Below are 10,623 nucleotides of genomic sequence, written 5' to 3'. Positions count from 1 at the left end.
TCCGGCCTGGCGGATCTTCGCCGTGGCCCGGCGAGGGGAAGAATCGATCTGTGGACAAGCCAGGAGAAAGGCTGTCGTCGCTGGACGACCGCGAACTCGCCGACCGGGTGCGGCAGGCCGCCGCGCACGGCGCGGGCATCGGCGGGCGGTCGGCCACCCTCGACGTCGACGGCACGCCCGTCTTCGTCAAACGGGTCCCGCTGACCGATCTGGAGCTGCGGCCCGAGAACGTCCGGTCGACGAGGAACCTGTTCGACCTGCCCGACTTCTACCACTACGGCCTGGGCTCGGCGGGCTTCGGGGCCTGGCGTGAGCTGGCCGTCCACCTCATGACGAACGCCTGGGTCCGGGCGGGCGACTACGACGGGTTTCCGCTGCTCCACCACTGGCGGGTCATCCCCGACTCCCCGCCCGAGGGGTTCGCCGACGAGTTCGGCGGGATCGACGGGGCGGTCGCGCACTGGCGGGGCTCCCCGGCCGTGCGGGCGCGGCTCGAAGCGATCGGCGCGGCCTCGCACAGCCTCGTGCTGTTCCTGGAGCACATCCCGTACACGCTGGGAGAGTGGCTCACCGACGAGGCGCGCTTCGTCCGGGCGGAGCGGGAGCTCGCCCGGGGATGCGACTTCATGAGCTCGCGCGGGCTCGTCCACTTCGACGCGCACTTCGGCAACGTTCTCACCGACGGCGAGCGGCTCCGCTTCGCCGACTTCGGTCTCGCGCTGAGCACGGAGTTTGAGCTCTCACCGGCGGAGCAGAGGTTTCTCTCCGCTCATCTCCGATATGACCACGACCACACGGCGGGATTCCTGGTGCACCAGATCCACCGGACCTACCAAGGGGAACCTCCACCCGGCGTCGCCGCGATCCGCGATCGGCACGCCCGGACCGCTCGCTTCCAGGCGGCTTTCCATCGACGTCTGCTGACCACCACGAATGAGGCCCCATGAGCTCCCGGCTGCGGCTGGCCGCCACGATCGTGCCCGTCGTCTCCCTGCTGGCGCTCGGCGCGGTGTGGGAGCGCGAGCTGCCACCAGTCGTCGAGCTCGTGATCGTGCTGCTGCTGGCGGGGTGTGTGCTGGCGGCGGTCCACCACGCCGAGGTGGTCGCCCACCGGGTGGGGGAACCTTTCGGGTCGCTGATCCTCGCGGTCGCGGTCACGGTCATCGAGGTGGGGCTGATCGTCACGCTGATGATCTCGGGCGGGCCTGCGGCGACCGCGCTCGCGCGCGACACCGTCTTCGCCGCCGTGATGATCACCTGCAACGGCATCGTCGGGCTGTCGCTGCTGCTCACGGCGTTGAAACGGGGGACCGCGCCGTTCAATCCCGAGGGGACCGGCGCGGCGCTGGCCACCGTGATCACGCTGGCGACGCTGTCGATGGTGCTGCCGACGTTCACGACCAGCAACCCCGGTCCGGAGTTCTCGGGCCCGCAGCTCGCCTTCGCCGCCGTGGTCTCCATCTCTCTGTACGTCCTGTTCGTGTTCGTCCAGAGCATCCGGCACCGGAACTACTTCCTGCCGGAGGGCGACGACGACAGCCACGCCGACGTGCCTCCGGCGACGATGGCGCTGACCAGCCTCGTCCTGCTCCTCGTGGCGCTGGTCGCGGTGGTCGGGCTGGCCAAGGTCGAGTCGAAGACCATCGAGGACGCGGTCACGGGCGCCGGGCTGCCGGGGTCGGTGGTCGGCGTCGTCATCGCGCTGCTGGTGCTGCTGCCGGAGACCCTGGCCGCGGCCCGCAACGCGCGGCGCAACCGCGTGCAGATCAGCCTCAACCTGGCGCTGGGCTCCGCGATGGCCAGCATCGGGCTGACCATCCCGACCATCGCGATCGCCTCGATCTGGCTCACCGGGCCGCTCACGCTGGGGCTCGGGGCGGTGCACATCACGCTGCTCGCGCTCACGGCCGTCGTCGGGACGCTCACCGTCATCCCCGGACGGGCCACGTTGCTGCAGGCCGGAGTGCACCTCGCGCTGTGCGGGAGCTACCTGTTCCTGGCGGCGGTGCCGTAGCTCATGACGAAGCAGGTCAGCGCAGGGCGTCCATGTCGATGACGGTCAGCGTGCCGCCCTGGCGGAACCAGGTCACCTCGTCGCCGAGCTGGACGCCCTCGGCGCCGGAGACGATCTGCCCGGCCCGGCCGCTGGGCACGTCGTAAAGGGTCGAGGCCCGGGTTCCGGCGGCGTCCTGCTGCACGAGATGGACCACGTGCGAGCCCCACAGCCGGCTCGTCGGCCGTCCGGGCAGGCGGCGCGTGATCGTGCCGTCGCGCCGCCACACCTCCAGCAGGTCGGCGCACCATTCCGGGCCGCAGCCGAACCAGACCGTGCGGCCGGGCGGGGTGGGGGCCGTCGACCAGGTGCCGGTGCGCAGGTCGACCAGCCGGTCGGGCGCTCGACCGGCCCAGGGCCACTCCATCAGGGTGTAACCGGCCGAACCGGGCATCCGGGCGACCGGTCCACCGGACAGCGGGACGCTCTGGATGCCGGCCTCCACCGTCGACCAGGTGATCATGCCGCCGGCGACGGCCAGGCCGGTCAGCGAGCCCGGGGACGTCCCGGCGGGGGCGACGCGCCGCGGCTCGCCGCCGGTCAGCGGGGCCGACCAGATCGCGCCGTCGGCCCACCAGGCGGCGTGGCCCTGGCCCGCGACCAGGTGCGAGGTGTACGTGTGCACCGTCGCCACCACGTTGAAGGCGCGCCGGGTCAGGTCGTAGCGCAGGATCGTCTCCTGCTGGCCGGTGCCGACGACCGCCCCGTCGGCGACGTCGGCGGGGGTGAACGCGACCCCGCCGGGCCCCTCGGCCGGGATCGTGTGGACGGCCCCCGGCCACACCTGCTCGACGGGGGCGGCCAGGACGGGCTGGAAGGGGTCGGAGGGGGCGGGCGTGGGGGCGAGGCCGCGTACACCCACCAGGAGGCCGCCCGCCACGACGGCGAAGGCGGCCGCGACGGCGAGGGGCGCGCGCCAGCGCACCGGCCACGACCTGCGGGGTTCGGGCACCGGATGGACCAGCCCGTCGTCCTCGACGGTGGCGGCCCGGCCGGCGAGGGCGTCGCGGAGGATGTCTTCGAGGTGACTCATGTCGACGCCTTCAGCTCGCGTTCGAGGCGGATCAGCGCGCGCATGACCGTCGAGCGGACGGTGCTCTGCCGCAGCCCGGTCACCTCCGCGATCTCCCCGTCGGACAGGTCGAGGTAGTAGCGCAGCACCAGGGTCTCCCGCTGCCGGGCCGGCAGCCGGTCGAGCGCGGTCAGCACCTCCTGCCGCGTCTCGCCCAGCAGGACGGCCGCCTCGGCCGAGTCCGCCGGGACGGGCGGCGGCGGGGGCCGGTGGATCGCCACCCTGCGGCGGCGCAGCGCCGAACGCGCCCCGTTGAGCACGCTGGTGCGGACATACGCCAGGGTCAGCGTGCCCGGCCTGCTGCCGTGGAGCCGGGCGAACACGTCCTGGACGACGTCTTCGGCGGTCTCCCGGTCACCGACCAGCAGCAGCGCCAGCCGGATCAGGTCGAGCCGGTTGTCCCGGTAGAGGGCGACCAGGACCTCGGGCGGCGGCGCGAAGTCCTGGAGCATGTCACCCGTCATGTAGATAGAACGCGCGACCCCCCGCATCCGCTGCGCGCGGATCTGAAGTGGTTCAGCCGAGCCCGGCGTACTGCCTCGGGCGCAAGGCCTGGGTGCGCAGCGCCGACAGGGCGGCGGCCTGGCCGACCGGGGTGAGCTGCCAGGTCGAGCGCCAGTCACACGACACGCGCAGGTCGAGCGCGTCGAGGCGGCGCTGGAACTCGCCCATCGGGGCGCCCAGGTCGCGGGCGCTCACCTGGGCTCCGGCGGCCGAGCGCCAGCCTTCGCCGTTGACCACCTCGGCGACGCGTTCGCACAGGTCGGGGTAGGTGTATTCGGCGCCGTCGGCCAGCAGCATCAGGGCCGACTCGCGGATGGAGACCTCGAAGTCGTGTTCGCCCTTGGCGGGGGTGAGCAGGGTCGCCGCGGCGGACGTCCAGAGGCTGTCGGGGTTGTCGGCCAGCCGGCGGCCCGCCGAGGTCAGGACGAGTTTGCGGCCCGTGCGCCGGACGGCCTTCAGCTCGCCCATGACCAGCTCGCGGAGCATCGTCAGGGTCGGCACGTCGGCCTCGCCCCGGACGGTGCCCGAGCTCAGCGTGTCCCAGCCGAACAGCTCGACCGACTCGATCACCAGGGCGCGGGCCACGTTGAACTTCTGGGTCAGCGGGACGCCGCCCGTCTCGGCCCAGTCGAGCAGCCACCACAGCGACGCCAGATGGGGCTCTTCGGGAGCGGCGACGGGTGCGTGGAGCCGCACCTCGAAGGGCTGCGCGAGCTCCCGCCGGGGACGGCCGCGGCCGAGGACCCAGCGGTTGAGGCGCTCGCCGTGGACGCGGTGGAGCCAGCAGTCGCCGCCGAGCTCGGGGCGGGGGCTGGTCAGCCAGCGGCGGGTCAGGTCGAGACGGCCCTTGGCGAACGTCTTCTCGCCCGGCTGGGTGAGCTCGCCGGAGACCAGAGCGAGCTCCAGAGCCGCCGCGCAGGCCACGTGGGCGCCGAGCTCCTCCGGCCCCATGATGGAGCTCCAGCTGAGCTCCGGGACGTCCGGAGGCAGCACTCCGGTCGCCTCCACGGCGTCCTGGTAGGCGGCGGTGCCGGCCTCCTCGCCCTCACGGGCGTAGACGCGCAGGATCCTGGTCGTGGTGGGCGAGTCGCAGAGGGCGGCGTAGCGCTCCATGCCGCCCAGCTCGAACAGGCGGCCGAGGGCGCGGGCGATGCCCTGGCGGTCGCCCGTCACCTTGATCGGCAGGGCGTACCAGAGGAACTCGCAGACATCGAGCTGGCTGATCGTCTCAAGGGCCTCGCCGCCGGTGAGCCACTCAACGGCGACTCGAGCCGAGTCGGCGACATCCGGCTCGGCTCGCTCCAGCTCGGCGAGGAGGGCCGCCACGTCAGGTGCGGGCATGACCCGCAGTCTGCCGTATGGCACCCACCGTTGACGACGACCGAGAGACACTCGGGACCACCCCCCTAGTGACTCACGATACGGACCTGCCCGCCAGAGGTCAGATCCAGCCCTTCTTGAACAACATCCGGTCATACCAGTCCTGGTACGGCAGGAGCTCCGCCGACAGCACCGGATAGAGCCACCAGAAGTTGAGCAGGGCCAGCAGCGCGAACACGCCGACCGCGATCGCGCCGGCGCGGCGGCGCTGCAACGGGGCGCCGGCCGGGCCGATGACCAGGCCGGCCGCCAGCGCGACGCCCAGGATCATGAACGGCACCATCGGGATGGCGTAGAAGAGGAACATCGTGCGGTTGTCGGCCCAGGCGAAGTAGAACCAGGGCAGCCAGCCCGCGGCGTAGCCCAGCAGGACAGCCCCGGCCCGCCAGTCGCGGGTGGCGACGTACCAGGCGATCATGGCGACGAGGGCGGCGAGACCGGCGTACCAGATGATCGGGGTGCCGGTGCCGAGCACGGCCCACGAGCAGCTGTCGGCGCCGCAGCCCGACGGCGACTCGTAGAAGAACGCGACGGGGCGGGTGAGCAGCGGCCACTGCCACGGTTGCGACTGGTAGGGGTGGGTGGTCTCCAGGCCGGTGTGGAACGACAGGATCTGGGTCTGGTAGTCGAACCACGAGCGGAACGAGCTGAACACGAAGTTCTGCCAGCCGCCCGAGGTGGCCTCGGCCCAGTTGCGGCCGTAACCCCGGTCGCTGCCGAACCAGCCGAAGAACGACACGACGTACACGACCAGGGACACGATCGCCACCCAGGCGAACGCGAGCGGGACGTCGAGCTTGAGCGTGGCCAGTAGCGGGCGGCGCAGGCCGACCGCGCGGCGGGCGCCGAGGTCCCACAGGACCGTCATGATGCCGAACGCGGCGATGAACAGGATGCCGGTCCACTTGGTGGCCAGCGCCGCGCCCAAGCACAGCCCCGCCGCCAGCCGCCACGGGCGCAGCCCGAGCCTGGGCCCCAGGTCGCTGACGGGGGAGTTCTCATACCAGTCGGCCAGCCGCTCGCGGCTCTGGTCGCGGTCGACGACCAGGCAGGCGAACCCGGCCAGCAGCCAGAACATCAGGAAGATGTCGAGCAGGGCGGTGCGCGACAGCACGAAGTGGAGGCCGTCGACCGCGAGCAGGAACCCGGCCAGGCAGCCCAGCAGGTTGGAGCGGGTCATCCGGCGGGCCAGCCGGGCCAGCAGGAAGATCGAGATCGTGCCGAGCAGCGCGGCGGCGAACCGCCAGCCGAACGGGTTGAGGCCGAACATCCACTCGCCGAGCCCGATCATCCACTTGCCGAGCGGCGGATGGACGACATAGGACCCGCAGTCGGCGACGTTCTGACAGACCTTGAAGATGTTGTCGTCGCCGCGCAGCATCGCCTGGTTGGCCGCGTCGCCGTCGAGGAACTGGGTCTCGACGCCGAACTTCAGCGTCGACCAGGCGTCCTTGGCGTAGTAGGTCTCGTCGAAGACCACCGCCTTCGGCACCTCAAGGCGGTCGAACCTCAGGAACCCGCCGAACACGGCGATGATCGCGGGGCCGAGCCAGGCCCACAACCCGCCGCCCGGCATCGGCGGCAGCAGCCGCTCGCGCACCGAGAGCGCCTGCTCCTGCGGCTCGGGCTGTTCGGGCGCCTTGTCAGCGAAATCTGTCACGGCCACGGCGACACACTACTGGCGACACGCCGTTACGAACACGACGTACACCCCGATTCCTGACCCCACACCGAGCCCCCGCCCGAAGAGATCAGAGCGAGGGTCATGAGAGCCGCCGGGGCAGAAGGCGCCGCGAAACCTGGAACGCCGCAGCGCGCCGGTGTCTGGACTGACGGAGCGCCGGGAGCGAAGCGACCAGAGCGGAGGAGGGAAGACACCGGATATGAGCGCGAGGACCGCCGTGCCGGAGGCACGGCAGTCAGACACCCCACTGAAGCTTTCATACTTGAGGCGTGACGGATTACGGGACCCTCGTGCTGGCCGGCGCTCCCATCGGGCAGCCGGGCGACGCCTCGCCCCGGCTGCGGGCCGCTCTGGAGAGCGCCGACGTGATCGCCGCCGAGGACACCCGGAGGCTGCGGCGGCTGGCAACCGACATCGAGGCGGAGATCGCCGGGCGTGTCGTGTCCTACTACGACCAGAACGAGGCCGCGCGGGCCAAGGAGCTGCTCGGCTGCCTCCTCGAAGGCCAGAAGGTGCTGGTGATCACCGACGCGGGCATGCCGGGCGTGTCCGACCCCGGCTACCGGCTGACCCGGCTCGCCGTCGACGCCGGGGTGCGGGTGACCGCGCTGGCCGGTCCGTCGGCCGTCACCACCGCTCTCGCGATCTCCGGGCTGCCCAGCGACCGGTTCTGCTTCGAGGGGTTCCTGCCCCGCAAGGCCGGCGACCGGGCGCGGCGGCTGGAGAGGCTGGCCGCCGAGGAGCGCACGATGGTGTTCTTCGAGGCGCCCCACCGGCTGGAGGCCTCGCTGCTGGCGATGGCCGGGGCGTTCGGCGACGACCGCGCCGCCGCCGTCTGCCGGGAGCTGACGAAGACCTATGAAGAGGTGCGGCGCGGCGGCCTGGCCGAGCTCGCCGCCTGGGCGCCCGGGGCCAAGGGCGAGATCACGATCGTGGTGGCCGGGGCGGTGCCGCGTGAGGTGTCGGTGGACGATCTCCTCGGCGAGGTCGCCCGGCTGGAGGCGACCGGCGTCACCCGCAAGCAGGCGATCAGCGACGTGGCCAGGGACGCGGGCGTCTCCAAGCGGGACCTCTACAACGCGGTGCACTCGGGCGCGTGATCGTTCACGACGCCACGGGTTCGGAGGCGACCGGCTCCGGGGTGCGCTTGCGGGGAAGCCGCACGTGGCGGAGCGTGATCGCGGCCGCCAGGCAGGCCAGCGGGACGGCCGGGAGCAGGTAGCGGTAGTCGAACTCGGCGGTGGCCGCCGGGGCCAGCACCAGCCCGACCGCGCCGAGCCACGGCAGCAGCACCGGCCCGCCGAGGGTGCGCCAGCGCTGGACGACGCCCACCAGGCCCACCAGCAGCAGCAGGCCGAGGACGGTGCCGGGGAGCCGGACCACCGACTGGTAGCTCATCATGAACGTCGAGAACGGGGCGACCTTGACGGTGGCGGCCTCGCCGTTCTCGTAGCGCATGGCGTCGGTGTGGGTCTGGCCCCGGTAGGAGCTCCACTGGGGGAGCTTGTTGGTGGTGTTGTTGCTGAATTCGTACAGCCCGAAGGTCTTGCCGTCGGGGAAGACGGGGCGGCCCCACTGGAAGGCGCGGAAGAAGTCCTTGGCGACGGCTGCCAGGTAGTCGAGCGGCTGGGCCATGATGGCGCGCTTGGCGAACTCGCTGGCGATGCGGTTGGTCTCGGCGTCGAACTTGCGGCCCGCGCCGAAGACGTGGAGCTGGTTCTCGTTGTCCCACCACAGGTAGGCCTGGGCCGACTTCTCGCGCTCGGCCACCGGCGTGTTGATGCAGAGCAGCGCCAGGTCGAGGTCGTCGCGCGGGTCGAGGCCCATCTTGTCGCAGTCGGCGAACAGGGCCGTGCGCATGTAGAGGATCACGCCGTCGCTCTGGGTCATCGCGAAGGGGCCGTTGACCGCCTTGAACCAGCCCATGTAGCCGACGACCGGGATCGCGCAGGCCACCACCATGGCCGCGATCGGCTTCCAGCCGACCCGCTTGATCAGCATGAACGCCACCACGAGCGCCAGGATCGGCAGGCCGATGCTGCGGGTCAGCGCGGTCAGCGCGAGCAGGCCGCCGACCGCCGCGCCGACCTTCCACGTCATCGAGCGGTGCCAGAGCACCAGCGTGATCACGCCGGTGACCAGCAGGATGAACATGGCGTCGCTCATGATCAGCGTTTCGAGCTGGATCTGGTAGGCGTCGAACAGCACCGGGACGGTGGCCAGCGCCGCCGCCCACCCGGCCATGGCGAACCTTTTGACCAGCAGCGCGTAGATCAACCCGGCCGTTGCCAGGCCCATCAGGTGTTGCGTGAGGACAACGAGGCTGAAGCTGTGAAAGGGTCGGAGCAGCAGCAGCCAGAAGGCGTAGCCATCCGGCCTGATCGGGTGGGGCCTCGGGTGGAGCGCGACCGACACGTAGTCGTAGGAGTCGTTGAACCACATCGCCGGGCCGAAGCCGAGCATCGTGACGAGCCGCAGGAGCGCGCCGGCCGCGAGTGCGGCGGCGAACCAGCGATGATTGCGCAGCGTGACGACGAGACGCTCCTTCCAGGTGACCTGGGGGGCGCCTGTGACGGCGGGTTCCGCGACCGCGACCATGGTTACAGAATGCCAGGGGTTTTCGGGACTTGACCCGCCGCCCGTGGGGCAGACGGCATCATGGTTGGATTCATGACCGGCGATCACAGGTGTTAACGGCAGGGGTAGCGAACGTGGAACTGACAGTGGTCATGCCGTGCCTCAACGAGGCGGAGACCGTGGAGGTGTGCGTCACCAAGGCCCTGGCCTGCATGCGCGAGAACGGGATCGACGGCGAGGTGGTGATCGCCGACAACGGCTCCACCGACGGGTCCCAGCAGCTCGCCCGTGACGCCGGCGCCCGGGTCGTGCACATCGACCAGAAGGGCTACGGCAACGCCCTGATCGGCGGCATCCGCGCGGCGCGCGGCAAATACGTGATCATGGGCGACGCCGACGACTCCTACGACTTCACCAATCTGATGCCCTTCGTCGAGGAGCTCCGCAAGGGCTCCGAGCTGGTCATGGGCAACCGCTTCAAGGGCGGCATCGCCCCCGGCGCCATGCCCCCGCTCCACCGCTACCTGGGCAACCCGGTCCTGTCGTTCGTGGGCCGGCTGTTCTTCCCGAGCGCCATCGGCGACTTCCACTGCGGCCTGCGCGGGTTCCGCCGCGACTCGATCCTGCGGCTGGGCCTGCAGACCGGCGGCATGGAGTTCGCCTCCGAGATGGTAGTCAAGGCCACCCTCCAGGGCCTGGAGGTCCGCGAGGTGCCGACGACGCTGTCGCCCGACGGCCGCTCCCGCCCGCCGCACCTGCGCTCCTGGCGCGACGGCTGGCGTCACCTGCGCTTCCTGCTGCTCTACAGCCCCCGCTGGCTGTTCTTCATCCCCGGCCTGGCCCTGATGATCTTCGGCCTGATCGCGGGCACGGCGCTGACCTTCGGCCCTGTCTACATCGGCCAGCTCGCCTTCGACGTCGACACCCTCGTGGGCGCCTCGGCGATGGTGGTGATCGGCTTCCAAGCGGTGCTGTTCGCCCTGTTCACCAAGGTGTTCGCGGCCGAGGAGGGCTTCCTGCCCGAGTCGAGGCGGATCAGGAAGCTGATCGACATCGTCACCCTCGAACGCGGCCTGATCATCGGCGGCCTGCTGGCCGTCGCCGGTCTGGTCGGCCTGGTCGCCTCGCTGGCCCACTGGGGCGGCCGGGGCTTCGGCGAGCTGATCCCGGCCGAGTCGCTGCGCCTGGTCGTGCCCTCGGCGACCGCGTTCATCATGAGCTTCCAGACGATCTTCGCGTCGCTGTTCATCTCGATCCTGGGCATCCGCCGCTCGCGCGAGACCCCGGCCGACATCGCCGCCTCCGCCGCCGAGGAGGCCGCCGAGGCTGTGAATAAGCAGCCGACCCTGTAGT

General features: G+C 71.2%; 9 protein-coding genes. 4 read left to right on the top strand and 5 right to left on the bottom strand.

The window, feature by feature from the left end:
* Positions 1-50 precede the first annotated feature (50 nt).
* Positions 51-947, top strand: a complete 897-nt coding sequence (locus tag AW270_RS26390) for a protein kinase family protein (protein WP_061298661.1) — start codon at positions 51-53, stop codon at positions 945-947.
* Entirely contained in the window at positions 944-2,014 is a 1,071-nt protein-coding gene (locus AW270_RS26385; protein ID WP_061298659.1) for a calcium:cation antiporter, read from the top strand. Before AW270_RS26390 ends, AW270_RS26385 begins: the two co-directional genes overlap by 4 nt.
* Positions 2,015-2,030: 16 nt before the next feature.
* Here the strand turns inward: AW270_RS26385 and AW270_RS26380 are convergent, their stop codons facing one another.
* The 4 genes from AW270_RS26380 to AW270_RS26365 form a co-directional block, all read right to left on the bottom strand.
* Complete coding sequence (locus AW270_RS26380; protein ID WP_061298657.1) at positions 2,031-3,086, bottom strand: hypothetical protein; 1,056 nt, start codon at positions 3,084-3,086, stop codon at positions 2,031-2,033.
* Positions 3,083-3,589 carry an RNA polymerase sigma factor gene (locus tag AW270_RS26375; protein WP_245674861.1) on the bottom strand — a complete coding sequence of 169 codons (507 nt, stop codon included), beginning with the start codon at positions 3,587-3,589 and terminating at the stop codon, positions 3,083-3,085. The genes AW270_RS26380 and AW270_RS26375 overlap by 4 nt, the downstream gene beginning before the upstream one ends.
* A gap of 52 nt (positions 3,590-3,641) precedes the next feature.
* Positions 3,642-4,970, bottom strand: a complete 1,329-nt coding sequence (locus tag AW270_RS26370; RefSeq protein ID WP_061298653.1) for a hypothetical protein — start codon at positions 4,968-4,970, stop codon at positions 3,642-3,644.
* 100 nt (positions 4,971-5,070) lie between these two features.
* Complete coding sequence (locus AW270_RS26365; protein WP_061298651.1) at positions 5,071-6,675, bottom strand: dolichyl-phosphate-mannose--protein mannosyltransferase; 1,605 nt, start codon at positions 6,673-6,675, stop codon at positions 5,071-5,073.
* A 287-nt stretch (positions 6,676-6,962) separates the two neighbouring features.
* Here AW270_RS26365 and rsmI point away from each other — a divergent pair, with 287 nt between their 5' ends.
* Positions 6,963-7,793 (top strand): 16S rRNA (cytidine(1402)-2'-O)-methyltransferase, encoded by an 831-nt coding sequence (gene rsmI / locus AW270_RS26360; RefSeq protein ID WP_061298649.1) that lies wholly within the window; start codon positions 6,963-6,965, stop codon positions 7,791-7,793.
* A gap of 4 nt (positions 7,794-7,797) precedes the next feature.
* Here rsmI and AW270_RS26355 read toward each other — a convergent pair whose 3' ends face one another.
* Positions 7,798-9,291, bottom strand: coding sequence for a hypothetical protein (locus tag AW270_RS26355; protein ID WP_061298647.1), 1,494 nt, complete (start codon positions 9,289-9,291; stop codon positions 7,798-7,800).
* Between the two features lie 113 nt (positions 9,292-9,404).
* On the opposite strand from AW270_RS26355, the gene AW270_RS26350 reads away from it, so the two are divergent.
* Positions 9,405-10,622: a glycosyltransferase gene (locus tag AW270_RS26350; protein WP_063819342.1), complete on the top strand. Its 1,218-nt coding sequence runs from the start codon at positions 9,405-9,407 to the stop codon at positions 10,620-10,622.
* Position 10,623: the final 1 nt, after the last annotated feature.

Source organism: Herbidospora cretacea (assembly GCF_001570605.1).
Classification (GTDB): Bacteria; Actinomycetota; Actinomycetes; order Streptosporangiales; family Streptosporangiaceae; genus Herbidospora; species Herbidospora cretacea.
Note: the sequence above shows the minus strand (reverse complement) of the source record. Positions and strands in the feature narration are given on the sequence as shown.

Bases quoted from the DNA above. Each gene is read 5' to 3' on its own strand.
- AW270_RS26385 (WP_061298659.1), top strand. From the start codon at position 944: ATGAGCTCCCGGCTGCGGCTGGCCGCCACGATCGTGCCCGTCGTCTCC.
- AW270_RS26380 (WP_061298657.1), bottom strand. From the start codon at position 3,086: ATGAGTCACCTCGAAGACATCCTCCGCGACGCCCTCGCCGGCCGGGCC.
- AW270_RS26375 (WP_245674861.1), bottom strand. From the start codon at position 3,589: ATGACGGGTGACATGCTCCAGGACTTCGCGCCGCCGCCCGAGGTCCTG.
- AW270_RS26370 (WP_061298653.1), bottom strand. From the start codon at position 4,970: ATGCCCGCACCTGACGTGGCGGCCCTCCTCGCCGAGCTGGAGCGAGCC.
- AW270_RS26355 (WP_061298647.1), bottom strand. From the start codon at position 9,291: ATGGTCGCGGTCGCGGAACCCGCCGTCACAGGCGCCCCCCAGGTCACC.